Genomic DNA, 25811 nt, shown 5'->3' with positions numbered 1-25811 from the left:
ATGACGCCGATCTTGACCGACTTGCAGACCTGTTCGACGTGGGCGGCGATGCCGTCCTGCGAGGCTTCGGTCAGGTAGTGGGGCAGCAGCAGGATGCCCTTGGCGCCTTGGCGCTCGGCCTCTTGGGCGTAGGCGATGGCGGTGCGGGTGGGGCCGCCTGCGCCTGCCAGGATCGGCACCTTGCCGGCGCAGGTCTGCACGGCGGTGCGCACGACGTCCGAATACTCCTGGGGAGCCAGGGAGAAGAACTCGCCGGTGCCGCCTGCGGCGAAGAGGGCGGTAGCGCCGTACGGGGCCAGCCATTCGAGGCGGGCGGCGTAGGTCTTGGCGTTGAAATCGCCGTTCTGGTCAAAGTCCGTCACGGGGAAGGACAGCAGCCCTTCAGACACGATTTCTTTGAGTTCCTGCGGGGTAGTCATAGCGCGCTCATCCGGTGTGGCCGTCGCGGGCGGTTGCTGCCCTGAACGGTGTACGGTGTTGAAAAGGTAAGTCATCGTACAACATGATTTTATTCGTTTCAAGGCTTGTTTCCCTATGGATCTACTTGTAGACAAGGGGAAACCCGGAATTTATTTTTGACCCGGTTCGGCGATATTCTTTAGGTTGTACGATAACGTACTGGATGCCGGATTCACGCGCATCCGCTATGCAAAAGGATTCTTCATGCAGGTTGCGGCAGACCAAGCGCCCGTGCTTATCAAGATTCACCCGCAGGACAACGTGGCGATCGTGGCCAATGAGGGCGGCTTGCCCGCCGGCACCGTACTACCCGACGGGTTGCAACTCGCGGACGCGGTGCCGCAAGGGCACAAGGTCGCGTTGACGGACCTGGCCGAGGGCGATGCCGTCGTGCGCTACAACGTGGTGGTCGGTTTTGCGGCGAAAGCCTTGCCGCGCGGCAGCTGGGTAAACGAACGCGTCACCACCATGCCCGCGGCCCGCACCTTGCAGGACCTGCCGGTGGGCACGCGCATCACACCGTTACCGCCGCTGGAAGGCTATACGTTCGAAGGCTATCGCAATGCCGACGGCACCGTGGGCACGCGCAACATCCTGGCCATCAGCACCACGGTGCAATGCGTGCAGGGCGTGGTCGAGCACGCGGTTGCGCGAATCCGCCAGGAAATGCTGCCGCGCTATCCCAATGTGGATGACGTAGTGGGCATCGAACACACCTACGGCTGCGGCGTGGCCATCGATGCGCCGGGCGCCGCCATCCCCATCCGCACCTTGCACAACATCGCGCGCAATCCCAATTTCGGCGGCACCTCGATGGTGGTCAGCCTGGGCTGCGAAAAACTGCAGCCCGAACGGCTGCTGGCGCCGGGCGCCATTCCGATCCGGGCGGGCGAGGGCATGGGCGCCGACGGCAACGGCGTGGACACCATCGTGCTGCAGGACGAAGAGAACATCGGCTTCCAATCCATGATCGACCTGATCATGCGCACGGCCGAACGCCATTTGCAAAAGCTGAACGCGCGCCGGCGCGAAACCTGCCCCGTGTCGGACCTGACGGTCGGAGTGCAGTGCGGCGGCAGCGACGCGTTTTCCGGGGTGACCGCCAACCCGGCCGTGGGCTTTGCGACGGACCTGCTGGTGCGGGCGGGCGGCACGGTCATGTTTTCGGAAAACACCGAAGTGCGCGACGGTATCGACCAGTTGACCGCGCGCGCAGCCACGCCCGAGGTGGCGGACGCGCTAGTGCGGGAAATGGCCTGGTACGACGATTACCTGCAGCGTGGCATGGCCGACCGCAGCGCTAACACCAGCCCGGGCAACAAGAAAGGCGGGCTGTCGAACATCGTTGAAAAGGCGATGGGCTCGATCGTGAAGTCGGGGTCGTCGCCGATCCACGGCGTGCTGTCGCCGGGCAACCGCCTGACGCAGAAGGGCTTGATCTTCGCGGCCACGCCGGCCAGCGATTTCATCTGCGGCACCTTGCAGCTGGCGGCCGGCATGAACCTGCACATTTTCACGACGGGGCGCGGCACGCCGTATGGCCTGGCGCAAGTGCCGGTGATCAAGGTGGCCACGCGCGACAGCCTGGCGCGCCGCTGGCACGACCTGATGGACGTGAACGCCGGCCGCATCGCGACGGGCCAGGCGACGATCGAAGACGTAGGTTGGGAGCTGTTTCGCCTGATGCTGGATGTGGCCAGCGGCCGCCAGCAGACCTGTGCGGAAAAACTCAAGCTGCACAACGCCCTGGCGCTCTTCAATCCCGGCCCGGTGACCTGAGGCTCCGGCCCTCGCGCCACACCGATTGCCATCGCATTACACCGATAAGAGGAGACACCGATGGAGCATGCCCCCTTGGCCCAACCCGGCCGCCGCCGGCTGCTGGGCGCCGCTTTGGCGCTTGGCCCGGTTGCACTGGCGCACGCGCAACCCGCTGGCCCTGGCCCCTCATTCAATTTCACGGCTCAGCAACGCTACCCGGATCCGTCCATTCGCATTCTGGACCCGGAGTTCTCCAAGTACCGCATCTACAGCAGCAGCGTCGAGCAACTGGCCAGCGGCTTTCGCTGGCTGGAAGGGCCGGTGTGGGTGGGCGACGGGCGCTATCTGCTGGTGTCCGACATTCCCAATGACCGCATCTTGCGCTGGGACGAAACCACGGGCGCGGTCAGCGTCTTTCGACATCCGGCCAACTTCAGCAACGGCCTGGCGCGCGATCGCCAAGGCCGTTTGCTGGCCTGCGAACACCTGACGCGCCGCGTCACACGCACCGAGTACGACGGCTCCATCACCGTGCTGGCTGATCGCTACGACGGCAAGCGCTTGAATTCGCCGAACGACATCATCTGCCAACGCAACGGCGCCATCTGGTTCACGGACCCGCCGTTCGGCATCGGCGGCCACTGGGAGGGCGACAAGGCCAAGCCCGAGCTGCCCCATGGCGTGTACCGGATTGATCCGTCCGACGGCCGCGTGACGCGCGCGCTGGAAGATTTGGCCGGCCCCAACGGGCTGTGCTTCTCGCCGGACGAAAAGCTGTTGTACGTGGTGGAGTCACGCCACCAGCCCAACCGCGTGATCTGGGCCTACGACGTTGGCGCGGACGGCGCATTGTCGGGCAAGCGGGTCGTCGTCGACGCGCAAGGGCCCGGCGCCATCGACGGCATCAAGTGCGACGAGGACGGCAACCTGTGGTGCGGCTGGGGCAGCAATGGCGCGCCCAACGCCAAGTCCGAAGAGCTGGATGGGGTGATGGTGTTCAACCCCGCCGGCAAGCCCATCGGCCACATCCGGCTGCCGGAGCGCTGCGCCAACCTGTGCTTTGGCGGCGCCAAACGCAATCGCCTGTTCATGGCCAGCAGCCATTCCCTGTATGCGCTCTACGTGGAAACGCGGGGCGCCGCCTGAATTCGCGCGAGGCGGCGGCACAGCCGCCCGCGCCCGATTTATTGACGACACATCAAACGAGTGGAGACAGCATGAACGTAAGCAAGAGGCAGTTCCTGGGCGGCGCCGCGGCGCTTTGCCTGTCGCCGCTGGCGCCCGGCTGGGCGCGACTGGCCAACGCCGCGACCGCCGCCGACACCAACTGGCCGACGCGCCCGGTGCGCATCATCGTGCCGTACCCGCCGGGCGGATCGTCAGACATCATCGCCCGCATTCTCGCACCGCGCCTGGCCGATGCGCTCAAGCAAACCGTGGTGGTCGAGAACAAGCCGGGCGCCAACGGCAACCTGGGCGCCGGCCTGGTCGTGCAATCGGCGGCGGAAGGCCACACCGTGCTGCTGTGCGACGTGGGCGCGTTGGCGATCAGCCCGTCCGTCTACACCAAGCTGTCGTTCGACCCGTCCAAGGACCTGCGCGCCGTCAGCATGCTGGCCTATTCGCCGCACGTGCTGGCCGTGCATCCCGACGTGCCTGCCAAGACCGTCCAGGAACTGGTGGAGCTGTCGAAGCAGCAACGCCTGAATTTCGCCGTGACCGCGATCGGCAGCGCGCCGCACCTGGCCGCGGTGGCGGTGCAGCAGGCCACCGGCGCCCAATGGGAATACGTGCCCTACAAGGGCGGTTCGCAGGCGGTGACCGACACCATCGGCGGGCAGACCCAGGTGATCATGAATGGCTTGCTGGCGACCTTGCCGCACATCAAGGCGGGCAAGTTGCGCCCGATCGCGATTTCGAAGGGCGAACGCATGCAGCTGGTGCCCGACATCCCCACCATTTCCGAGCAAGGCGTCAAGGGATTCGAATCGGGCACGTGGCAAGGCGTGATGGCGCCGATCACCACGACCGATCCCGTGGCCGAGCGTCTGGCGATGCTGATGGCGCAGATCGTCAACCAGCCCGACGTGAAGGCGCAGTTGAACGAACAGGGCGCCGAGATCGTGACCCGCAATCCGGCGGAGCTTACCCAGTTCTTCAACAGTGAGCGCGCGCGTTGGGCCAAGGTCGTGCAAAGCGCCGATATCCGGCTGGATTGATCGTCGCATTTCCCAAAGCGCAAGACGCCGCGAGGCGCCGCGATTCCGGTCGCGGCGCCTCGCGGCGTTTTCACGGCCTGGCCGGGATCAGAACGGCGAGACTTCCGCCGTCATGTCCGTCAACGTGTTGGTCTTCAAGTCGACGATGAAGTGGCGGGTCGGCGCGCCGGCCGCCAGCTTCAGCAGGATCGCCATCAGGGGCTTGAAGCGCGCCTGGAACACCGCCGCGGCGGTGTTGTCGTTGCGCACCTGGTTGCCGTTGACCAGCAGGTTGGCGTTGGTCGACTGCAGGGCTTGGGCCAGCAGCTTGTACTGGCGGGCGCGCGCGGCGGGGATGTCCGCAAAGGCCAGGTCGCCCGCGTTGGCCAGGCGCACGAAGTCGCCCGCCAGATCCAGCGCCTTCCAGGCGTCGAAGTCTTCCAGGCGCATGCCGTTGGCTTGCGCCAGCGCACGGGCGCGCACTTCGGCGGCGGCGTAGTCCGTCGCGTAGGCCGGATTGCTGGTGCCGCTGCCGCCCGCTTCGGCCAGGCAGCCGAAGAAGGCGGACGAGAACAGGCCCTGGCCGCCGGTGTTGGCCAATTCCTTCAAGGTGACGTTGGTCTGCAGCTGCGACAGCACAAGCAGGTGCGAGCCGTTCAGCGGGCTTTTCACCAGTTCACGCATTTCGCAGCGCCAGTCGTCGTTCAAGAGGCGCAAGCGCACCAGTTCGGACATGTAGCGCGAGCTGAAGTCGGCATAGTTGCGGGCGTCCAGGATCGAGGCGCTCCACAGCGTGCCGCCGGGCACCTGCGCGGGGAAGTCCGTGAAGAAGGCGTGTTCGGCACGGTAGTGCTCGAACAGTTCGTCATAGCGCGGGACCTCGTCCATGCGCACCGTTTCGACTTCCACCGTGCTGTCCGGTTTCATGCGCAGCAGTTTGTAGGCCGGTACGTAGGCCGCCATGGACGGAGCCTGGATGTTGAACAGCGCATGGTCGCCGTCATAGTGGCGCACGCCGGTGTCGTTGAAGTGCATGTGGCCGCCCACGTGGATCTGCAGGCCGGTTTCGGCCAGCGCGCGGGTCACGTCTTCGGCCGGGCGGCGCACCATCTGCATCTTGCCCGCGCCCAGCAGCGCCGTAATGTCGTCGGACGCGTCATTGAAGAACTCGCTCATCGGGAAGTGGCTGAAGGCCACGACCTGCTTGCCCGACGCCTTGCCGCGCGCCACCACGTCTTTCAGCCAAGCGATGACATGCTGCTTGTGCGTCAGCATCTTGTTGTAGCCGGCGTCGCCAGACCCCGCGAAGTCGTTGGCGCCCGGGCCGGTGGGCACGTAGACGTTGGCATCGATGGCCACCAGCCAGACGCCTTCGACCGGTTCGACGACATAGCTGGTGTCGGGCACCGAACGGCACAAGGTATAGCTGGGCTGGCGATACGAGCCGCCCGTGCCTTCCTTGCAGATCTCGTACTGACGGGTGGCCCAGTTGGCCTGCGCCAGCGCCTTTTCGTACGAATAGCCGCTATAGGTGTAGTTGCTGTACGGCGTCTCGTAGTAGCGGTAGGCCGGCTTGGGCATGAAGCCATGCTGCGCCAGCGATTCGGTGATGCCGGCGTAGCCCAGTTCCTGCACTTCTTCCGTGCAGTACGTGTTGTTGACCTTGGCCCAGTCGCCCGAGTAGCCCGAGGAGCAATCGCCGTTGCCGCCGCGGCTGTAGATCGCCTGCTGGGCGCCTTGGCGTCCGGTGGCGGAATCAATGCCCAGATAGTCGGATTTGCCGCCGGCGCGCGCCAGCGGCCGGTTGGGGTCGTGGTTGCCCGGCGCGGCAAAGAACTCGATGCCGTAGCGGGCGTGGTAGTCGTCCAGGATCTTCTGGAACCCGCGCATGTGCACCGGCTGGCCGTCGTCCGAGAAATCGCCCGGCAGCGCGATGAACTTCACGCCGCGCGCCACGGCGTCATCCAGCGCGGCCAGGAACGCGAAGTAGTTTTCGTTGAACAGCCGGGTGGACGTCATCTGCGCCTGCATCGTCCGGATTGTCGCGTTGCGGCCGGTCTTCTGGTTGGGCACGCCCGGGAACGATCCGTCCTTGAACGTGGCGTACACGTCATGGAAATGGACGTCGGGCATGAACGCCACCTGGGTGCCAGCAGGCTGTTCGGGTTGCGTGACGGGCGGGGTGACCGGCGGCGGCGTTTCGGGCTGCGCTGCGTCGTCGTCGTCGCTGCCGCCGCAAGCGGCCAGCAGGCTGATCAAGGAAAAGGCGAGGGCGCGGGCGACAGGTCGGCGCCCGAACGGAAAGGGGTTCGGCATGGGATCGAAAGAAGGTGAGGGGACTGTTGAACGGCTGTCGTTCTGTTGACTGCAGACTGAATGTTTCAGCGGCGCCAGTCTAGGCAGGGCAGATGACATCCCCGTGACGTGGCGCGAAAAACATCCAATTTTGGCGCCATAGTTTTGCGCCCGCGCCTTGCGGCAGGCAGGGGATGGGCGCACACTCGAAAGCGTGCAGCCTGAGGAGGCATGACGATGAAAACCCTGATCGCGGCGGTGTGGATGGCGCTGGCCTGTGGCCCGGCGCTGGCGCGGGACGGCGTACCCAGCGTTCCATCGCCGCCGCCCTCGGCACGCACGTTGCCGGACAACTGCGTGGGCACGTCCTGCCCCCGGACCGTCGAGCCAGGCCGTACGCCGCCCACCTGCCTGGGTACGGGTTGCGGCGAATCGCGTTATCCCGCGCCCGGCGCCTCCGGCGCCGATCGCGGTCCGTCACCCGCCTGGAGCGGGCCGAGCCAGCCGAAATTGCCACCGATGCCGTCGCGGCCCGGCCAGCCCGCAGGGCCGTTGACGCCCGGGCCCGCGCTCCCGCGCTAGCCTGCAGGGCGGCGCCACCGCCCCCTGCGCTTGCGCTAGCGGCGCCACATGCCGGGCGTGGTGCCCAGTTGTTGGGTGAAGACGCGGGTCAGATGGCTTTGATCGGCGAAGCCGCAGGCCAGCGCCACCGCCGCGATGGACCATCCGCCTTGCGCCAGCAGGGCGCAGGCACGTTCGATGCGGTAGGTGGTCAGCCAGCGGTGCGGTGTCTTGCCGGTGCTGCCCTTGAACGCCTTGATGAAATAGCTGCGCGACAGGCCGCATTCGGCGGCGATGTCGGCTACCGACAGGTCGCCGCCGACGTTGGCGGCCAGCAATTCGGTGGCGCGGCGCAACTGCCCCGGCGACAAATGGCTGCTTGCGGTTTCCAGGGCCGGCGCTGCGGCATGGCCATAGGCATGCATCACATGGGCCTGCAAGGCCACGCTGATCTGGTCCATGAACAGCCGGCTGGCCTGCTGGGGATGCAGCAGCGTCGGCGCCAGCGCGCAAGCCAGGTGGTAGATCACCGGGTCCTGGGTGCCGTTCATGCAATCGAATCCAGATATGCGCGGGCGCGACGTCTCGGAAGAAAACGCATCCAGTGCGCTGCGCGGCAGCTGGAAGCGGATGTTGTCGAAGGCCGACCGGTGGTCGCATCGCCACTGGTCGCCCAGGTGGGTGATGGCCACCACGCCTTTCGCATGCCCGCCCTGGTAGGCGATGCGATTGCCGCGCCACAAGGTGTGGGCGCGGAAGTCCTGTAGCTGGACGATGACGCTGAAGGCATCCTGCACCGGGATGGGCGGGCCGGGCGGCAAGTCGTCGCGGTGGCTGCGCATGCGCGTGACCGTCATGTCGGAGGCCTGGATCTGGACGCGTTGCGGCATGGCCGACCTTAGTTCCGGTGCTGGCGGCGCCAGGCCGCGGGCGGGACGCCGACGGTGCTGGCGAAGACGCGGGTCAGGTGCGCCTGATCCGAAAAGCCGCAGTCGCCGGCGATCCCGGCCACGGAGCGGCCGGAGTTCAGGAGCATCAGCTTGGCCTTCTCAACGCGGTGTTCAAGCAGCCAGCGGTGCGGCGTCGTACCCACCGTCTGGCGGAAGGCCTTGATGAAATAGCTGCGCGACAATCCGCAGGCAAGGGCCACGTCGCTGATCGACACGTTGGCCAGCAGGTCCGACGCCAGCGTGTCCTTGGCCAGCTTTTCCTGCCACCCCGCCAGACCGCCGCGCGCCGGTGCCTGGCAGAGTGCGGCGCCGCCATACTTCTGCGCCACGTGAACCTGGACGGCCAACGCGATATGGTCGATGAACAGAGGATCGGCGGTGCCCGGTGCGCCCAGCGCGGGCAGCAGCGCATTGCCCAGGCCGGCCAGCACCGGATCGGATTGCCCGGGCAGGCATGACAGGTCCCCGACGTGGGGCAGCCCCAGGTCTTCCGACAGCCGCTCCAGTGATTTGGGAGGGATGCGGAAATACAGGAAATCGAACGGCGTGCGAAGCTCGGCGCGGTAGGGTGCGCTGGCGCGGCGTATCGTCAAGGCCTCAGCGGCCACGGGCATGAGGTGGGGCTGGCCCCCTTCATACAGCACCCGATGGCTGTCGGTCAGCGACAGGCTCAGCAGGAAATCGTCGCCGTCGTCCTCGGAGCGCGCCACGCCGAAATCGGGCAGCGCGTAGCCCACACGCAGGATTTCCAGGCCCGCGCCGCAGGCCGGGCTGGTCCGAATGGCCTGGATCGACGCGCCCGGATAGACGTGCCGCAGGCTGGGAGGCGCATCAGGCCATTGCGTCATGGTCCGGCGCCTGGGCGGGAGGGGCGGAAGGTGTCATGGTCTGGAACAGGATAAACCTTGGCGGTTGCGTCCGCGTGTCATATTAGGCATGCGCAAGCGCAAATGATTGGACGCAAGTGTCCCGATTTGGACAAAAGCGCGATGCCGCAGCTGGGAGGACTAGTGCGCCTTCAATAGTGCGATCATTGCTCTTTTGTACAAATCAGGCGTCAAGTGCACAAGACTTGGCGGACCGGCAACGCTATGTTGGGTGCAGTACGCGCCACGCGCGGATGATCCGTGAGCCAATCCATGACCCGTCCCTTTACCGGCCCGACGCCCGCCGACGCGCCCGCCAGCCTGGCAACCTTGCATGCCCAGGCGTTTCCGATGTTGTCGTCCGCCCAGGTCGCGCAGGTGGCGCCGTATGGCGAGACGATCGCCGTGCCCGCCGGCAGCGTGCTGCTGAATTCCGGCGACCGCGAGGCGGCGTTCTACATCGTGCTGGAAGGCTATGTCGAGGTGCTGGAATGCGAGGCCGACGGCGCCATGCATAGCCTGCTGCTGCACCGCGACGGCGAATTCACGGGCAGCCTGGACCTCTTCACCGACCGGCCCAATGCCGTCACGTTGCGCGCCGATTGCCCCAGCCGCCTGCTGCGGGTCGACCGGCCGGCGCTGGCCAAGCTGCTTCTGGCTGACCGGCCGCTGGCCGAGATCGTGCTGCGCGCTTTCATGCTGCGGCGCATCGGCTACGTGCGGCAGCGCCCCTATGGGGGCGCGATCCTCCGGTCTGCGGCGGGCGTCGGGCAAGCCGATCCTGTGCTTGACCTGGTGGTCGTGGGCGGCGGTACGGCGGGCTTGGCGGCTGCGGCCTACGCGGCATCCGAAGGCTTGCATACGCTGTTGGTGGGTCGTCTGCGGTGCCGGGCGGACTTGCCCGGTGCGGACGCGCTGCCAGGCTTTCCCGGCACGGTCACGGGCCTGTGCGACGGAGGGCTGTTGCGACGGGCCGAGGACCAGAGCCGGCGCTTCGGTTCGCACGTGCTGCCTAGCCGCGTCGCCCGCAGTTTCGACGGTAGCGGCTACCCCTACCGGATCGGGCTGGACGACGGGCAGGTGGTCGAAGCCCGCAGCCTGATCGTGGCAACTGGCATGCGGCAGGATGGGGTGGGGGAGCCCGCGGCGCAGGCCAACACGGCATGGCTGGATGGCTACCTGGATACGGACGATTGGGGCTACATCCATACCGGCCGCGCGGCCGCCGGGTCGATGCAGGCCCGGGCCTTTGAAAGCTCGCAGCCGGGCGTCTTTGCGGCGGGCGCGGTGCGCGCGGGTTCGGTCAAGCACGTGCTGGCCTGCATCGGCGAAGGCGCCGCGTCGGTGCGGGTGGTGCACCGCTTCCTGGACGCGTCCGCGCACTGAACCCGGCGCACCGTCAGGTCGTCGGGCCGGGCTTCGCCTGTCGCATGTCCAGCGCCAGGAAGTGATGCACCACGGGCTTGTCCGGTCCGATGTGAAAACGCTGGGCTTCGCCCTGCAGGTCCGCGTCGGCTTGCGACACGCGCTGATGCTGGCGCAGGTGTTCCGCCCAGGACTCCACCAGGAACCATTCCTGCACCCGTTCCGGATCGCCGGTGTGTTCCGCGATCCCCCAGGCATAGGCGCCGTCACGGCGGCGCTCTTCGGCCACGGCTTGCAGCGCCTGCAGGAAGGCGGGGCGGTCCTGCACCCGGATGCGGTATTCGATCTGCACCATGACCGGGCCGCGGTCATGTTCGACGGGCGCATCCAGAAGCGGTTCGGGCCAGTGGTTGGACGGGTCCAGATTGGCCTCGCCTTGGGGCAGGCGCATGCGGTGCAGGACCAGGCCGGCCCCGAGCAGGCCCGCGGCACCCGCCAGCAAGGTGGCCGGAACGCCGATCTCCTGCGCCAGCAGGCCCCAGCCCAGGCTGCCGGCGGCCATGGCGCCGTTGAACACCATCAGATAGATCGCCAGTCCGCGCCCGCGCACCCAATTGGGCAGAATGGATTGCGCCACGCCGTTGAAAGTGGTCAGGGCGACGATCCAGCCTACGCCCAACAGCAGCAACAGCAGGACCGCCGCCCATTGCGGCGGCGCGAAGGACAGCGCCGCCATGACGATGGCGGCGACGGCGGCCGCGGCCAGCACCAGGCCGTCGGTGTTCAGGCGCCGGCGCAGCATCGGCAATATCACCGCGCCCAGGATCGCGCCCACGCCGACTGCGCCCAGCAAGATGCCGTAGAAGCCCGCGCTGCCCCCCAGCATGCGGCGTGCCACCAGCGGCAGCAGCGCCCACACTGAGCTTGCGAAGATGAAGAAGACCGCCGCGCGCAGCAGCACCACATGCAGGTCGCGGCTGGCGCGCGCAAAGCGCACGCCGGCGCGGAAGGCGCCAAAGAACTGTTCGGACAGGCCGTCATCCACCTTCTTGGGCCGTTTCCACCACAACAGCGCGGCGATGACGAACACGTAGCTGAGCACATCCGCGCCGTAGGCTGCGGCGGCGCCGAACGCCGCCAGCAGCAGGCCGCCCACGGCAGGTCCCAAGGCGCGCGCGATATTGATGCCCAGCGAGTTCAGGCCGACGGCGGTCTTCAGTTCCGCCTTGGGCACGAGTTCCGGGACGATGGCCTGCCAGGTCGGACCCATCAGCGCCGTGCCCACGCCGCCCAGGAAGGTCAGCGCGATCAGGTATTCGACGGTCAGCGTATTGGTCTTGGCCATCATCAGCAGGGTGAAGCTGACGCAAGCCAGCAGGACCTGGATGATGATGAGGAAGCGGCGCCGGTCCAGGATGTCGGACAGCACGCCGGCGGGAATGGCCAGCAGGAAAACCGGCAAGGTGGCGGCAGTCTGCATCATGGCGACGGCGGCGGGGTTCGACGACAAGTCCGTGACCAGCCAGGCGCTGGCCACGTCGCGCATGAAGCTGCCGATATTGCCCAGGATGGTGGCGCCCCACAGCACGGCGAACAGCGTGTGCTTGAGCGGGGCCATGCCGCTGATGGCGGCGGGAGGGGGGGTATTGTGGTCAACGCCGGCCATGCGTGCGCTCCGTCAGGTCATGCCAGGCGACCAGGACCCATGCCCCAGCCAGTCCGATGTGCTCGTAGAAGGCGTTCATGGTCATGAAACGCGCGTCCGCAGGCGCTTCCCAGTACCGGTTGGCCATCAGCGCCGCCGCGGCGGTGAAGCCGGCCAGCGCCAGGGCACCCAGCCAGCGCAACCGGCCGGTCAGGACCAAGGCGCTGGCGCCCAGTTCCAGCAGAATAACGGCAGCGGCCGCCAGATGGGCGGGATGCAGGCCGAAATGCGCCATTTCAGCCTGCGCGCCGTTGAAGTCCATCAGCTTCACCAGCCCGCCTTGCACGTACGCGCCGCAAAGCGCCAGCAGGGCAAGCCAGCGCACGGCCGGCGACGTGAATACCGCCGGCATCGTCATACGGCCCAGCACGCGCAGCCCAGCGCGCCCCAGAAGCCCTTCAGGTCCGACACGGGCAGCGTGCTGGCCCAGGCGCCCGCGTGCTGATGGCCATGGACATTGCAGCCGTTCGCGCACGCGCAGGCGGCGGCTGCCTCGCGCAGCGTCGCCTGTAATGGTTTGCCTTCGCTATCGCCCCAGGCGCCGTAGCCGCCGAAAAGGCGGGTGGGCGACCAGTCCGGCATGGCGGGCGGCGGCGCGGCTTCGTCGTGCGCGGCGAACTCGCCGGCGCCCCACACCACCTTGCCGCCCACCACCGTCAGCAGGCTGCTGGTGTCGGCGATATCCGATTCGGGGCAGGCGAAGAAGTCGCGGTCGGGTATGACCAGGTCGGCCAACTGGCCTTCGGCGATGCGGCCTTTCTTGCCCTGTTCGTTCGAGAACCACGTCACGTTCTCGGTCCACATGCGCAGCGCGGTGTCGCGGTCCAGGCAGTTGCGCTGCGGCGTAATCCGCAGCCCGCCCACGGTCTTGCCCGTGATCAGCCAGGACAGCGAGACCCAGGGGTTATAGGACGCCACGCGGGTGGCGTCCGTGCCGGCGGACACGTTGACGCCTCGTTCCAGCATGCGCTTGACGGGCGGCGTGGCTTCGGCCGCGCCGGCGCCGTAGCGTTCGACGAAGTATTCGCCCTGGTAGGCCATGCGGTGCTGCACGGCCACGCCGCCGCCCAACGCGGCGATGCGGTCGATGGATCGCTCGGAAATGGTTTCGGCGTGGTCGAAGAACCAGTTCAGGCCAGCCAGCGGCACGTCCTGGTTGACGCGTTCGAAGACATCCAGCGCGCGCGAGATGGTTTCGTCATAGGTGGCGTGCAGGCGCCAGGGCCAGCGGTTCTGCGCCAGGATGCGCACCACGTCCTCAAGCTCGCCTTCCATCTCCGGGCCCATTTCCGGGCGCGGTTGGCGGAAGTCTTCGAAGTCGGCCGCCGAGAACACCAGCATTTCACCGGCGCCGTTGTGGCGGAAGTAGTCCGTGCCTTGCTTGTATTGCGAGGTGGCGGTCCACTTCAGGAAGTCTTCCTTTTCCTGCTTGGGCTTTTGCGTGAACAGGTTGTAGGCCAGGCGGATCGTCAACTGGCCGGCGTCGGCCAGTTGCTGGATCACCTGATAGTCCTCGGGGTAGTTCTGGAAACCGCCGCCGGCGTCGATGGCGCCGGTGACGCCCAGCCGGTTGAGTTCGCGCATGAAATGCCGCGTGGAATTCAACTGGTATTCGAAGGGCAACTTCGGCCCCTTGGCCAGCGTGGCGTAAAGGATCGACGCATTGGGCTTGGCCAGCAGCAGCCCCGTGGGATTGCCGGCCGCGTCGCGCACGATCTCGCCGCCCGGGGGCGCGGGCGTGGTCTTGTCGTAGCCCACGGCCCGCAGGGCGGCGGCGTTCAGCAACGCGCGGTCGTACAGGTGCAGGATGAACACCGGCGTGTCGGGCGCCGCGGCATTCAGTTCTTCGATGGTCGGCAGGCGCTTTTCGGCGAATTGATGCTCGGTGAAGCCGCCCACCACCCGCACCCATTGCGGCGCGGGGGTGATGGCGACCTGCCGGCGCAGCATGGCCATGGCGTCCGCCAGGCTGGTCACGCCATCCCAGCGCAGTTCCATGTTGTAGTTCAAGCCGCCGCGGATGATGTGCAGGTGGTTGTCGATCAGCCCGGGCAACGCGCTGCGGCCGTTCAGGCCGATGACCTTCGTGCCGGGTCCGGCCAGCGGCAGGATGTCGGCGGCCGTGCCGACGCGCGTGAAGCGGCCGTCCTTGATGGCGACCGCGTCGGCAGTGGGGCGAGCCGGGTCCAGCGTGGTGAAGCGGCCTTGATGCAGGATCAGGTCGGGCGCGCCGTCGCGCGCCGAGGTCGGAGTGTCAGCCATTGCGCTTGTCTCCACAGGCGTCGGGGGGGGATTGGGCGGGCGGCTTCGGGCAACTGGGCAATTGGCCGAACATATGCGGCTTGACCTGCTGCTGGAGCCAGGACGTGCGGGTGGCGTCGTCGGCCATGAGGCGCTTGATCAGCGGGGGGATCTGTTCCCCAGCCAGGATGCCGAGCAGGCCTACCAGCGCAATGACCGGCGGGGCCGGTGACCGCACGTTGAACAGCGCGTAGATGACCCCGACCAGCAGGCCGAGTCCCAGCGATACCAGGTAGACCTTCATCGGCGCGCTCCGGTCAGCTTTCGTGGGCGTTGAACATGGACTTGGCGTAGATGATGCCCAGGCCGTAGGCGCCGCCGAACTTCTTGGCGATGCCGGTCGTCATCTCATAGGTGTCCGTGCGCGCCCAGTCGCGCTGCATTTCCAGCAGATACTGCAGCGCGGTGATCGGCTGGCCGCCTGCTTGCACGATACGCTCGATGGCGCGGTTGTGGGCTTCCACCGACACGTCGCCGCAGGCGTCGGTGATGACGTAGACCTCGAAGCCCTGGTCCAGCGCCGACAGTGCCGGGCCGACGATGCAGACGCTGGTCCACAGGCCGGCCAGCACGATGCGTGTCTTGCCGATCTGGTTCACCTGCTTGATCACGGCCGCGTCTTCCCAGGTGTTCATGGACGTGCGGTCCAGCAGCTTCTGGCCGGGAAACGGCGCGACCACTTCGTCGAACATCGGGCCCGAGAAGCTCTTTTCGGCAACGGTCGTCAGGATGGCGGACGCGCCGAAGCCGGCGGCGGCATGCGCGACCAGACCGGCGTTGTTGCGCAGTGTGACCGCGTCGATGGAATGCGTGGCGAACGCCATCTGCGACTGGAAGTCGATCATGATGAGCGTGTGGTCCTTGGGGGACAGCAGTTTGGCGCCGGGGGTTGGGGTGGCGGTGACGGGCATGGAGGTCTCCTTGGGATGCCTGCGGGGAATTCCCTGCAATGTGCCACCCGGCCCGCAACGCGTATTGAACGATTGTCCGCCGGTTTGAAGATTGTGATTGCGCTTGCGGGCTGCCATGCGCCGGATGCCCCTGGTCGCTTGCGGAACAATTTTGCAATGGGTTGTAAAAACTGCGCGGCAGGCGGCGGGCGCCACCCCGGCACGACGGAGTCCGATAAGGGGCCGCCCGCGCACCGGTCTGGTGCCAAGTGCCGCTAAATGGGCATGCCCGGGGCGTTTCAGGGGCATTCGGGGCCACATTCCGGGGGTAGCCCGCGCGGCAGGCACGCGCAAACGACGGGCGATTGTCGACAGGCCCCCGCGCCCGGCAACTTGGCATGCAAGTTGCTTAATTATTTCAACGAACCATTGCTACTATCAATCGTCGTGCCTGCCGGACCAGGGGGCGGACGGCCCCGATGTTGCCAGCGTGACCCTTGGAGACCTTCATGAAGCATCTCATCAAGCACGTGACCCGCTACCGCTATGCCGCCCCGGTGAACTACAGCATCCAGACGCTGCGCCTGACGCCCCGGCGCGATGACCACCAGCATGCGCTGCGGTGGCAGATCCAGACGCCCGGCGAGATCCAGCCGCAGGTGGATGCCTACGGCAACGTCATCCACACGCTGACCTTGCACCGCACCCACAGCGAAATCGAGATCCACGCCGTGGGGCAGGTGGACATCCATCCGCTGGCCCAGGGCCATGTGGGCGACGAGGACGAACGCCTGCCGGTCTACATCTACGGCGTGCCCACCGCGCTGACCCAGTGCGACGACACCATCCGCGACTTCTGCCGCCACGTGGCGCCCCGCGGCATGCATACGCCCGACGACGTGTTGAGGCTAAGCGCCGCCATCCGCGAACGGGTGGCGTACACGCCGGGTTTGAACGATGCGCCGATGATGGCGGCGCAGGTGCTGGCGGCAGGGCGGGGCGGCAGCCAGGACCACACCCATCTTCTGCTGGCTTGCGTGCGCGCCTTCGGTACGCCGGCCCGCTACGTCAGCGGCTATTGGCATGTGGCAGGCGACGAGGCCGCCAACCATGGCTGGGCGGACGTCTGGCTGGCCCGGCACGGCTGGGTCAGCGTGGATGTCAGCCACGCCTGCTTCGCTTCGGACGGCCATTGCCGGCTGGCGGTGGCGCGCGATTATGAATCGGCCTCGCCCGTGCGCTGGTTGCACGGCGCCGCCGCCGCGCTGTCAATGGATGTATCGGTACAGGTGCAGACCAGCCACTGAACCCCCCACGTGTTCCCCATGCAGTGCTTTGGCTGCCTTTGCGGCAGCCCCCAGTCGACCCGGAGAAGGCAGTGACGATCCACGTAGCACTCAAGCACGTTACGCAATACAAATATGACCGTCTTGTCGGGCTCTCGGCGCAAGTGCTGCGCCTGCGGCCCGCGCCTCACAGCCGGACCCCCATCCTGTCGTATTCGCTGACCATCGAGCCAGCCGAGCACTTCATCAACTGGCAGCAGGATCCTTTTGCCAACTACCTGGCGCGGCTGAATTTCCCGGGCAAGACCCGGGAATTCAAGATCACCGTGGACCTGGTTGCCGAAATGGCGGTCTACAACCCGTTCGACTTCTTCCTGGAGCCGGACGCCGAGACCTTCCCCTTCACCTACGACGACGGCCTGGCCCGCGAACTGGCGCCGTACCTGGTGTGCGGCCAGGCCACGCCGCGCTTTGCCGAGTTTCTGACGCGCGTGGACGTGCGGCCGCAGCGCACCGTGGATTTCCTGGTGGGGTTGAACCAGCAGATCCATCAGGAAATCAACTATCTGATCCGCATGGAGCCGGGGGTGCAGACGCCTGAAGAGACGCTGGCGCGCAATGCCGGGTCGTGCCGCGATTCGGGCTGGCTGCTGGTGCAGGCGCTGCGTCACCTGGGGCTGGCGGCGCGCTTCGTGTCGGGCTACCTGATCCAGCTGAAGCCGGACGTGCGGGCGCTGGACGGCCCCAGCGGCGCCCAATCGGACTTTACCGACCTGCATGCGTGGTGCGAGGTCTATCTGCCGGGGGCGGGCTGGATCGGGCTGGACCCGACCTCGGGCCTGCTGGCGGGCGAAGGCCACATCCCGCTGGCGGCGACGCCCGAGCCGGGCAGCGCCGCGCCGGTGACGGGCGCGGTCGACGAGGCCGAGGTCGAATTCACGCACACCATGGAAGTCACGCGGGTGTTCGAGTCGCCGCGCGTGACCAAGCCCTATACCGACGCGCAATGGCACGCCATCCGCGACCTGGGCGACAAGATCGACGACCATCTGGACCACATGGACGTGCGCCTGACGATGGGCGGCGAGCCCACCTTCGTGTCCGTGTCGGACCGCGAGGGCGCTGAGTGGAACACCGCCGCGCTGGGGCCCACCAAGCGCGGCTATGCGCTGGAACTGCTGAACCGGCTGCGCACGCGCTACGGCGGCAACGGCTTCCTGCATTTCGGGCAGGGCAAGTGGTATCCGGGCGAGCAGTTGCCGCGCTGGGCGCTGTCGATCTATTGGCGCACGGATGGGCAGCCTTGCTGGGAAGACCCGACGTTGTTCGCCGACGAGCGCCAGCGCAGCGCGTACACGGTGGCGGATGCCCGGCGCTTCATGGCGCGGCTGTGCGAGCGGCTGGGCGTCGGCGGGCAGACCGTCGTGCCCGGTTACGAGGACGTGTTCTATTACCTGTGGCGCGAACGCCGCCTGCCCGCGAACGTGGACCCCTTCGATTCGCGGCTGGAAGACGAGATGGAGCGCGCACGCCTGCGCCGCGTATTCGAGCAGAAGCTGGACAGCGTGGTGGGATACGCCTTGCCGATCCAGGCGGGCGAGGACGGTTCGTGGGTGTCCGGCCCCTGGTTCCTGCGGGACGAGCGCATGTACCTGTTCCCAGGCGATTCCCCAATGGGATACCGCCTGCCCCTGGATTCGTTGCCCTGGGTGGACGAGGCCGACGCGCCCGTGGCGGTCGAGCGCGACCCGTTTGATGCGCGGCGGTCGCTGCCCGGGCCCGCCCAGTTGCTGACGCAGAACGTGCGCGCCACGGCGCGCCAGGAGCCGGGCGGTCCGCTCGGTTCGCGCAACGGCGAAGCGCCCGTCGTGAACGGCGCGGGGCGCGGCGGACCGGGTGTGGACGTGCCCGAGGCGCGGCAGCCGGCCAAGTTCGAATCCGCGGCCTGGCTCACGCGCACCGCGATGTGCGTGGAGGTGCGCAATGGCATCCTGTACGTGTTCATGCCGCCCTTGCCGCGCCTGGAAGACTACCTGGCGCTGGTTGCCCAGGTCGAGGCCACGGCGCGCGACCTGAAAGCCAGGATCGTGATGGAAGGCTATCCGCCGCCGCGCGATCCGCGATTGAAGGTGCTGCAGGTGACGCCCGATCCGGGCGTCATCGAGGTCAACATCCATCCGGCCAGCAATTGGGCCGAACTGGTCGACCACACCGAATTCCTCTACGAGGCGGCATTCGAGACCCGGCTGTCCACCGAAAAATTCATGGCCGACGGCCGCCATACCGGTACGGGTGGCGGCAACCACTTCGTGCTGGGCGGCGCCACGCCGGCGGACAGCCCGTTCCTGCGCCGCCCCGATGTGCTGGCCAGCCTGCTGGCGTACTGGGTGAACCACCCCTCGCTGTCCTACCTGTTTTCCGGCCTGTTCATCGGGCCGACGAGCCAGGCGCCGCGCATCGACGAGGCCCGCAACGACCAGGTGTACGAGCTGGAGTTGGCATTTCAGGAAATTCATCGGCGCGTGGCCCAGCAGGGCGATTCCGTGCCGCCCTGGATGATCGACCGGGCGTTGCGCAACATCCTGGTGGACGTGACCGGCAATACCCACCGGTCGGAATTCTGCATCGACAAGCTCTATTCGCCCGACAGCCCCACGGGGCGATTGGGGCTGCTGGAGCTGCGCGCCTTTGAAATGCCGCCGCATGCGCGCATGAGCCTGGCGCAGCAACTGCTGCTGCGCGGCCTGATCGCGCACTTCTGGAAGACGCCCTATACGGCGCGCCTGACGCGCTGGGGCACCGAACTGCATGACCGCTTCCTGTTGCCTACCTTCGTGAAGATGGATTTCGAGGACGTGCTGGCCGACCTGAACGAGGCGGGCTACGGCTTCGACTCGGCCTGGTTCGACCCGCATTTCGAGTTCCGCTTTCCGCTGTTCGGCGACGTGGCGGCGCGCGGCATCCACCTGGAATTGCGCGGCGCGCTGGAACCCTGGCACGTCATGGGCGAAGAGGGCTCGTCCGGCGGGACGGTGCGCTACGTGGATTCGTCGCTGGAACGGGTGGAGATCCGGGTATCGGGCTTGAACGACAACCGCTATGTTGTGACGGTGAACGGCCGCGCGCTGCCCTTGCAGCCCACCGGCCGGGTTGGAGAATACGTGGCGGGCGTCCGTTACAAGGCGTGGGCGCCGCCGTCGGCGCTGCATCCCACGATTGCCGTGCATGTGCCGCTGACGGTGGATATCGTCGACACCTGGAACCAACGTTCGCTGGGCGGCTGCAAATACCACGTGGCGCATCCGGGCGGGCTGAATCCGGAGTCGTTCCCGGTCAACTCCTACGAGGCCGAAAGCCGGCGACTGGCGCGGTTCGAGAAGACCGGGCACACGCCGGGGCGCATGGACGTCGCGCCCGCTGTCGTCAGCCGGGAATTTCCGTTCTCGCTGGATTTGAGGCACGATTGAGCCTTACCGCATGTTGAACCCCGGCGCACCCGCCGGCGATAAAGCCGCTATGCCGCAATTTCTTTTTCAGACGGATCCGTCGCTGGATGTCGCGTCCCTGGCGGTTCATGCGGCGTTGCCCGCACGTCCCGGGCACTATGACGAGCTGCGCGACACCGCCGACGCGTCGGGCGCCACCCGGTTGCGCGAACCCTGGCCCCGTTTTTTTGAACTATTGGGCACCAGCGGCTTTGCCGACCTGGACCGGCGCGTGGACGTGGTGGCCCGCCAGATCCGCGAAAACGGCATCACCTACAACATCTACGCCGAGGCCAGTGGCTCGGCGCGTCCGTGGTCGCTGGACTTGCTGCCCTTTGTCATCAACGACACCGACTGGGCGGCGATCGAGCAGGGCGTGTGCCAGCGCGCCGCCTTGCTGAACCGGCTGCTCGCCGACGTCTATGGGCCGCAGACGCTGTTGGCCGACCGGCTGATACCGCCCGCCCTGGTGCTGGGCCACCCGGGCTACCTGCGTCCGCTGCGCGGCTATGCGCCGCCGGGCGGCACCTTTCTGCACATCGCCGCCTTCGACCTGGCGCGCGCCAGCGATGGGGGCTGGTGGGTCGTGTCGCAGCGCACCCAGGCCCCGTCCGGACTGGGCTACCTACTGGAGAACCGGCTGACGATCTCGGGCATGTTCCCCGAAGCGTTCAAGGAACTGCGGGTGCAGCACCTGGCCACCAGCTACCGCCGGTTGATGGACATGCTGTACAAGCTCAGCCCCGGCGGGCTGTCGGCGCATACGCCGCCGCGCATCGTGTTGCTGACGCCCGGGCCCTATAACGAAACCTACTTCGAACAGACCTATCTGGCGCGCTATCTGGGGGTGACCCTGGTGGAAGGCAGCGATCTGGTCGTGCGCGACAAGCTGCTGTACCTGAAGACGCTGCACGGGCTGGAACGCGTGCACGCCGTGCTGCGCCGGCTGGACGACGATTTTTGCGACCCCCTGGAGTTGCGTTCGGATTCCACGCTGGGCGTGCCGGGGCTGCTGCAGGTCATGCGGGCCGGCAACGTGCTGGTGGCCAATTCCCTGGGCACGAGCTTTCTGGAGTCGCCCGCGATCAACGGTTTCTTGCCGGCGATCAGCCGCCGCCTGCTGCAGGCGGACCTGCTGCTGCCGTCGCTGCCGTCTTGGTGGTGCGGCGAGGCCGCGGCGCGCGAGCAGGTGCTGGCCAACCTGCCGGGGGCGGTGGTCAAGTCCACCTATCCCAGCAACCTGCGCGGCGGCTTCGAACCGGTGATCGGCGGCGCAGTGCCGCCGTCCGAGCGCGATGCGCTGCAGGCACGCATCGCCGCCAACCCCGACGCCTACACCATCCAGGAATACCTGCCGCTGTCGCAGGCGCCCAGCTGGAGCGCCGGGCATATCGTGCCGCGCGCCGCGATGCTGCGCGTGTTCGTCATCGCCGACGGCGAGGGCGGCTGGAACGTGCTGCCCGGCGGGCTGACGCGCATCGCCAGCCGCGAACAGCAGATCGTATCCATGCAGCGCGGCGGCAGCAGCATGGACACCTGGGTGACGACGCGCGGCGCGGTCGACACGTTCTCGATGTTGCCCGCGCAACTGCGCCCGGAAGACATCGTACCCGCCCATCGCCCGGTATCCAGCCGGGCCGCCGAGAACCTGTTCTGGATGGGCCGCTACACGGAACGCGCGGAAAACGACGTTCGGCTGGCCAATGTGGCGCTGACGTGGTTGAACAGCGACGAGGACAACGCGGGAGAACTGTTCGCCGCCGTCGGGGCCCTGTGCCGGCGCAGCGGCCTCGCGCCGGCCGCGCCGACCCTGTCGGTGCGGATGTTCGAATCCACGCTGCTCGCGGAACTGGCGGGCGAAGACGCCCAGGGCGGCGTGTCGCGCAACCTGGGCGCGCTGGCGTACGCGGCCGGCCAGATCCGGGACCGCCTGTCGCCCGACCATTGGCGGCTGGTCGTCACCGCCAACGAACTCTTCCGGCGCATGGCCGCCGGCGGCAAGGACCGCGATGCCGATACGCCGGCGACGGCGCCGGACGTGCTGCGGGCGCTGAAGAATTTGGGCATGCAGCTGTCGGCCATCACGGGGTCGCAGACCGACCGCATGACGCGCGACGACGGTTGGCGGCTGCTGACGATCGGCCGGCAAATCGAACGCCTGTCAGCCATGGCCGGGCTGTTGGGCGAACTGTTCCGCCGCAATGCGGTGCTGGGCGACAGCGGGTTCAATATCCTGCTGGACCTGTTCGACAGCAAGATCACCTACCGCGCCTATTACCCCGGCCGCCAGGAAGTGCCTGCGCTGCTGAACCTGCTGGTGCAAGAACCCGCCAACCCGCGTTCGATCGCCTGCGTGCTGAACGTGCTGCGCAAAGAGGTGGCGCGCCTGCCCGCCACAGTGGCTGGCCCGGCGACCGACTTGCTGGGGCTGCTGCCCGCTGAAGGCCCCGGGGTGGCGCTGACCGCGTTGTGCCAGCAGACGCAGGGCCTGTACGCGGGCGTGTTGGCGCTGTGCGAACAGCTGGAGGCTGCCGCCAGCGCGCTTTCCAACGAGATCAGCCGCCGCTATTTCAGCCATGCGGCCGGCTACGACCAGACGCTGTCGGCCTGATGGCCGCCACCTAGCCGACCCGTTGCCGCCATGAACTTGCCCACACCCGTCCCTGCCGATACTCCCGCGTGCGCCGCTGGCGTGACCTTGGGGGTGGACCACGAAACCGCCTACCGCTATGACTCGCCGGTGGAACTGGCGTACCACCTGGGCTATCTGCGGCCCTTGAGCGACGCGTGCCAGGTGGTGGAAGACTACGCATTGAGCGTCACGCCCGCGCCGTCCGACATCAGCGAAACCCTCGACGGATTCGGCAACATGCGCTGCACGTTCGCGCTGGTGGCGCCTCATGAATCGCTGACGGTGCGGGCGACCAGCCGCGTCACGGTGCATGCCCGGTTCGAGGGCCTGGACCCCGCGACGGGGCTGCCCTGGGAGGCGGCGGCGCAACGCCTGCGCTATGACCCGGCCGTGCCGTTCGCGCCCGAGGTCGAATTCACCTTCCCGTCGACCTACGTGCCGCTGCATCCGGAGCTTCGGGAATACGCCTTGCTGTCTTTCACCCCGGGGCGGCCGGTGGCCGAGGCCGCGCTGGACCTGATGCACCGCATTCACGCCGACTTCAGCTACCGGCCGGCGCATACGCAAGTGTCCACGCCCATCCTGCAGGCGTTCCAGGAGCGCATCGGGGTGTGCCAGGACTTCGCGCATGTGATGATCGGCTGCCTGCGTGCGATCGGCCTGCCGGCCCGGTACGTCAGCGGTTACCTGATGTCGCAACCGCCGCCGGGAAAGCCGAGGCTGATCGGCGCGGACGCCTCGCACGCGTGGGTTTCGGTGCATTGCGCCGGGGTGCCGGGCAACGCGGGATGGGTGGATCTGGACCCCACCAATGACGTGGTGCCCGGCACGGCGCACGTTATCCTGGCCTATGGCCGCGACTACGGCGACGTCACGCCCTTGCGCGGCGTGATCCGCGGCGGCGGCCACGAACTGGATGTGCGCGTGACGGTCGCGCCTATCGATGAATTTCCCACCGGGACGGATGCATGAGCTATTTCTTCGACGCGATCAACCGCCAGCTGCGCGCCCCGAAACGCCAGCGCGTGCGGCATGCCCGCGCGAAGGCGTTTCAATGCGTGTGCGGCCAGCCGATATTCTTTTCCAACACCGAATGCCTGAACTGCCACCGGCAACTGGGCTTCGACCCCAAGCGCGGCCACGTGCTGGCGCTGGACGAAGGCGCCACGCCCGGCACGTGGCGGGAATCGGGCAGGGCGCGCGGCAAGACTTACAAGCGCTGCGCGAATTTCACCCTGCCGGCCTTGTGCAATTGGCTGCTGCCGGCGCATTCGCCCGAGACGCTGTGCACCGCCTGCAACCTGAACCGCACCATTCCCGACCTGTCCGTGCTGGAAAACGGCCCGCTGTGGTTCAAGGTGGAAGCCGCCAAGCGGCAGATGATCGCGCAACTGATGACGCTGGGCCTGCCGATCCGGCGTTCCGAGGAGCCCGACGACGGCGGCCTGGCGTTTGACCTGCTGGCGCCCGGCGCCGATGGCGCACCGCTGCTGACCGGACATGCGCAAGGGCTGATCACCATCAACGTCCTGGAGGCCGACGACGCCTACCGGGTGAAGGTGCGCGAAGACATGCGCGAGCCGTACCGGACCCTGCTGGGACATTTCCGCCATGAGATCGGCCACTATTACTGGGACCAGCTGATCGCGGGCGGCCCGTGGCTTGAGCCGTTTCGCCAGGTGTTCGGCGACGAACAGGCCGATTACGCGCAGGCCCTGCAGCGCAACTACGAACAGGGCCCGCCCGCGGACTGGGACCTGCACTTCATCAGCACGTATGCCTCGTGCCACCCCTGGGAAGACTGGGCCGAGACCTGGGCGCACTATCTGCACATGATGGATACGCTGGATACAGCCATCAGCTTCGGCGTCACGCGGATGTCGGTCGAGCAGTCCTACGAACCGTTCACGACGGCGTCGTTATATGACCCGCAGGACCCTGACGGCCAGGCTTTCCTGGATCTGGTCAACGCCTGGGTCGCGCTGACAGGCGTGTTGAACGAGCTGTCGCGCAGCATGGGGCAGCGGGATTTCTATCCCTTCGTGCTGCCGGCGGAAGTCGTCGGCAAGCTTCAGTTCGTGCACCGGGTGGTCAAGGGCGCGTCCACCATGCGCATCCCGCCGCAATAGGGCGCGGCCGCCGTCATCTGCCCCAGCACCTCGCGCAGTATTCCCTGCACGAGCTTCACGGCCTGCGTCATCGGGCGGCTGGAGGCCGTGGCGAGCATCAGGCGGGTGGACAGGCCAGGGTGCGTGATGCGGCGGGCAATCAACTGGCCGGCGGCGACTTCCTTGATGACGGCGGGCAGCCCCAGCACGGTGTGGGCCAGGCCCTCGACCACGATTTCCTTCATCAGCTCCAGCGCGTCGATTTCAAAGGCCACGGTAAGCGGCATGTCCGCCTGGGTGGCGGCGTGCTCCAGCGTGCGGCGCAGGCCGTGGTTGCGGGTCGGCAGCACCAGGGGCAGGTCGCGCAACTGTTCGAAGTCGATGGAGGCCATCGCCCGCGCCGCGGGCGACAGGTTCTGCGGCGGCGACACCAGAGCCAAGTCCAGTTCGGCTAGCGGGTCCACCGCGATGTGCTGCGAACGCCGCGCGTCGTGCAGCACGGCGATGTCGACACGGGCATTGGTCAGCCATTCGTGCACGTAGCCGCTGTAGCCCGTGATGATGTTCAGCTGGATGCGCGGGTGCCGCTTCCAGACTTCGGCCACCAGCCGCGTGCCCACCATATGGCACAGCGTGGGTGTGAGTCCCAGCGTGACCTGGCCGGACGGCGATTTCTGGTCATTGTGGAATTCGGTGACCACGTGATCCATCTGCCGCAAGAGCGGGCGCAGCCGGTCCAGCAGCTTTTCCCCGTCGGGCGTCAGCGATACGCCGCGGCCATTGCGATAGAGCAGGGCGCAGCCGCATTCGTCTTCCAGCTTCCTGACTTGCCGGCCCAGCGCCGACTGGGCGATGCCCAGCACGGATGCCGCTTTTGAAAAGCTGCCCTGATCGGCGACGTGGATCAGGTTTTCGATCTTGCGTAAGTCCATCCCGGGTCTGCGCGCGG

The 25811-nt window shown here is 67.2% G+C and carries 19 protein-coding genes; 9 read left to right on the top strand and 10 right to left on the bottom strand.

The window, feature by feature from the left end; all coding sequences use genetic code 11:
- Window positions 1–419, bottom strand: a 419-nt coding sequence (locus CEY09_RS03570) for a dihydrodipicolinate synthase family protein (RefSeq protein ID WP_208625039.1), incomplete at its 3' end; no start/stop codon positions are given.
- Between the two features lie 244 nt (window positions 420–663).
- Here CEY09_RS03570 and garD point away from each other — a divergent pair.
- From garD to CEY09_RS03555, 3 genes are all read left to right on the top strand, one after another.
- Entirely contained in the window at window positions 664–2238 is a 1575-nt protein-coding gene (gene garD, locus CEY09_RS03565; protein WP_088587615.1) for a galactarate dehydratase, read from the top strand.
- A gap of 60 nt (window positions 2239–2298) precedes the next feature.
- Window positions 2299–3366 (top strand): SMP-30/gluconolactonase/LRE family protein, encoded by a 1068-nt coding sequence (locus CEY09_RS03560; protein WP_088587570.1) that lies wholly within the window; start codon window positions 2299–2301, stop codon window positions 3364–3366.
- A gap of 71 nt (window positions 3367–3437) precedes the next feature.
- Window positions 3438–4439, top strand: coding sequence for a Bug family tripartite tricarboxylate transporter substrate binding protein (locus tag CEY09_RS03555; protein WP_088587569.1), 1002 nt, complete (start codon window positions 3438–3440; stop codon window positions 4437–4439).
- 87 nt (window positions 4440–4526) lie between these two features.
- Here the strand turns inward: CEY09_RS03555 and CEY09_RS03550 are convergent, their stop codons facing one another.
- From CEY09_RS03550 to CEY09_RS03535, 3 genes are all read right to left on the bottom strand, one after another.
- The gene (locus tag CEY09_RS03550) at window positions 4527–6734 is read right to left on the bottom strand and encodes a metallophosphoesterase (RefSeq protein WP_088587568.1); all 2208 of its coding nucleotides are present in this window, start codon (window positions 6732–6734) and stop codon (window positions 4527–4529) included.
- A gap of 596 nt (window positions 6735–7330) precedes the next feature.
- A complete protein-coding gene (locus CEY09_RS03540) occupies window positions 7331–8164 on the bottom strand; it encodes a helix-turn-helix domain-containing protein (RefSeq protein ID WP_208625037.1) in 834 nt (277 codons plus the stop codon).
- Window positions 8165–8172: 8 nt separating this feature from the next.
- Entirely contained in the window at window positions 8173–9072 is a 900-nt protein-coding gene (locus tag CEY09_RS03535; protein WP_088587566.1) for a helix-turn-helix domain-containing protein, read from the bottom strand.
- Window positions 9073–9363: 291 nt separating this feature from the next.
- Here CEY09_RS03535 and CEY09_RS03530 point away from each other — a divergent pair, with 291 nt between their 5' ends.
- Entirely contained in the window at window positions 9364–10476 is a 1113-nt protein-coding gene (locus CEY09_RS03530) for a cyclic nucleotide-binding domain-containing protein (RefSeq protein WP_088587565.1), read from the top strand.
- Window positions 10477–10489: 13 nt separating this feature from the next.
- Here the strand turns inward: CEY09_RS03530 and CEY09_RS03525 are convergent, their stop codons facing one another.
- Genes CEY09_RS03525 through CEY09_RS03505 form a run of 5 tightly spaced genes read right to left on the bottom strand, consistent with a single transcriptional unit; the run spans window position 10490 to window position 15372 of the window.
- Window positions 10490–12121 carry an MFS transporter gene (locus CEY09_RS03525; protein WP_088587564.1) on the bottom strand — a complete coding sequence of 544 codons (1632 nt, stop codon included), beginning with the start codon at window positions 12119–12121 and terminating at the stop codon, window positions 10490–10492.
- Complete coding sequence (locus CEY09_RS03520) at window positions 12108–12518, bottom strand: DoxX family protein (protein WP_088587613.1); 411 nt, start codon at window positions 12516–12518, stop codon at window positions 12108–12110. Before CEY09_RS03520 ends, CEY09_RS03525 begins: the two co-directional genes overlap by 14 nt.
- Window positions 12515–14422, bottom strand: a complete 1908-nt coding sequence (locus tag CEY09_RS03515; RefSeq protein ID WP_088587563.1) for an amidohydrolase — start codon at window positions 14420–14422, stop codon at window positions 12515–12517. Before CEY09_RS03515 ends, CEY09_RS03520 begins: the two co-directional genes overlap by 4 nt.
- Window positions 14415–14705 carry a XapX domain-containing protein gene (locus CEY09_RS03510; protein ID WP_006222989.1) on the bottom strand — a complete coding sequence of 97 codons (291 nt, stop codon included), beginning with the start codon at window positions 14703–14705 and terminating at the stop codon, window positions 14415–14417. Before CEY09_RS03510 ends, CEY09_RS03515 begins: the two co-directional genes overlap by 8 nt.
- 13 nt (window positions 14706–14718) lie before the next feature.
- Window positions 14719–15372, bottom strand: a complete 654-nt coding sequence (locus CEY09_RS03505; RefSeq protein WP_088587562.1) for a hydrolase — start codon at window positions 15370–15372, stop codon at window positions 14719–14721.
- Between the two features lie 488 nt (window positions 15373–15860).
- Here CEY09_RS03505 and CEY09_RS03500 point away from each other — a divergent pair, with 488 nt between their 5' ends.
- From CEY09_RS03500 to CEY09_RS03480, 5 genes are all read left to right on the top strand, one after another.
- Entirely contained in the window at window positions 15861–16658 is a 798-nt protein-coding gene (locus tag CEY09_RS03500; protein ID WP_088587561.1) for a transglutaminase family protein, read from the top strand.
- 71 nt (window positions 16659–16729) lie between these two features.
- Window positions 16730–20104 carry a transglutaminase family protein gene (locus tag CEY09_RS03495; RefSeq protein WP_088587560.1) on the top strand — a complete coding sequence of 1125 codons (3375 nt, stop codon included), beginning with the start codon at window positions 16730–16732 and terminating at the stop codon, window positions 20102–20104.
- 49 nt (window positions 20105–20153) lie between these two features.
- Window positions 20154–22733 (top strand): circularly permuted type 2 ATP-grasp protein, encoded by a 2580-nt coding sequence (locus CEY09_RS03490; protein WP_088587612.1) that lies wholly within the window; start codon window positions 20154–20156, stop codon window positions 22731–22733.
- A gap of 30 nt (window positions 22734–22763) precedes the next feature.
- Window positions 22764–23726: a transglutaminase family protein gene (locus tag CEY09_RS03485; RefSeq protein WP_088587559.1), complete on the top strand. Its 963-nt coding sequence runs from the start codon at window positions 22764–22766 to the stop codon at window positions 23724–23726.
- On the top strand, window positions 23723–24883 hold the full coding sequence (locus CEY09_RS03480) for a zinc-binding metallopeptidase family protein (RefSeq protein WP_088587558.1): 1161 nt from the start codon (window positions 23723–23725) through the stop codon (window positions 24881–24883). The genes CEY09_RS03485 and CEY09_RS03480 overlap by 4 nt, the downstream gene beginning before the upstream one ends.
- Here the strand turns inward: CEY09_RS03480 and CEY09_RS03475 are convergent.
- Window positions 24826–25794: a LysR family transcriptional regulator gene (locus CEY09_RS03475; RefSeq protein ID WP_088587557.1), complete on the bottom strand. Its 969-nt coding sequence runs from the start codon at window positions 25792–25794 to the stop codon at window positions 24826–24828. The genes CEY09_RS03480 and CEY09_RS03475 overlap by 58 nt on opposite strands.
- Between the last annotated feature and the right edge of the window lie 17 nt (window positions 25795–25811).

The organism is Achromobacter marplatensis (genome assembly GCF_002209535.1).
GTDB classification, from domain to species: domain Bacteria; phylum Pseudomonadota; class Gammaproteobacteria; order Burkholderiales; family Burkholderiaceae_B; genus Achromobacter; species Achromobacter marplatensis.
Note: the sequence above shows the minus strand (reverse complement) of the source record. Positions and strands in the feature narration are given on the sequence as shown.

What these genes read in the sequence shown, in the direction of transcription:
- garD (WP_088587615.1), top strand. Translation starts at nt 664, where the DNA reads ATGCAGGTTGCGGCAGACCAAGCGCCCGTGCTTATCAAGATTCACCCG.
- CEY09_RS03560 (WP_088587570.1), top strand. Translation starts at nt 2,299, where the DNA reads ATGGAGCATGCCCCCTTGGCCCAACCCGGCCGCCGCCGGCTGCTGGGC.
- CEY09_RS03555 (WP_088587569.1), top strand. Translation starts at nt 3,438, where the DNA reads ATGAACGTAAGCAAGAGGCAGTTCCTGGGCGGCGCCGCGGCGCTTTGC.
- CEY09_RS03550 (WP_088587568.1), bottom strand. Translation starts at nt 6,734, where the DNA reads ATGCCGAACCCCTTTCCGTTCGGGCGCCGACCTGTCGCCCGCGCCCTC.
- CEY09_RS03540 (WP_208625037.1), bottom strand. Translation starts at nt 8,164, where the DNA reads ATGCCGCAACGCGTCCAGATCCAGGCCTCCGACATGACGGTCACGCGC.
- CEY09_RS03535 (WP_088587566.1), bottom strand. Translation starts at nt 9,072, where the DNA reads ATGACGCAATGGCCTGATGCGCCTCCCAGCCTGCGGCACGTCTATCCG.
- CEY09_RS03530 (WP_088587565.1), top strand. Translation starts at nt 9,364, where the DNA reads ATGACCCGTCCCTTTACCGGCCCGACGCCCGCCGACGCGCCCGCCAGC.
- CEY09_RS03525 (WP_088587564.1), bottom strand. Translation starts at nt 12,121, where the DNA reads ATGGCCGGCGTTGACCACAATACCCCCCCTCCCGCCGCCATCAGCGGC.
- CEY09_RS03520 (WP_088587613.1), bottom strand. Translation starts at nt 12,518, where the DNA reads ATGACGATGCCGGCGGTATTCACGTCGCCGGCCGTGCGCTGGCTTGCC.
- CEY09_RS03515 (WP_088587563.1), bottom strand. Translation starts at nt 14,422, where the DNA reads ATGGCTGACACTCCGACCTCGGCGCGCGACGGCGCGCCCGACCTGATC.
- CEY09_RS03510 (WP_006222989.1), bottom strand. Translation starts at nt 14,705, where the DNA reads ATGAAGGTCTACCTGGTATCGCTGGGACTCGGCCTGCTGGTCGGGGTC.
- CEY09_RS03505 (WP_088587562.1), bottom strand. Translation starts at nt 15,372, where the DNA reads ATGCCCGTCACCGCCACCCCAACCCCCGGCGCCAAACTGCTGTCCCCC.
- CEY09_RS03500 (WP_088587561.1), top strand. Translation starts at nt 15,861, where the DNA reads ATGAAGCATCTCATCAAGCACGTGACCCGCTACCGCTATGCCGCCCCG.
- CEY09_RS03490 (WP_088587612.1), top strand. Translation starts at nt 20,154, where the DNA reads ATGCCGCAATTTCTTTTTCAGACGGATCCGTCGCTGGATGTCGCGTCC.
- CEY09_RS03485 (WP_088587559.1), top strand. Translation starts at nt 22,764, where the DNA reads ATGAACTTGCCCACACCCGTCCCTGCCGATACTCCCGCGTGCGCCGCT.
- CEY09_RS03480 (WP_088587558.1), top strand. Translation starts at nt 23,723, where the DNA reads ATGAGCTATTTCTTCGACGCGATCAACCGCCAGCTGCGCGCCCCGAAA.
- CEY09_RS03475 (WP_088587557.1), bottom strand. Translation starts at nt 25,794, where the DNA reads ATGGACTTACGCAAGATCGAAAACCTGATCCACGTCGCCGATCAGGGC.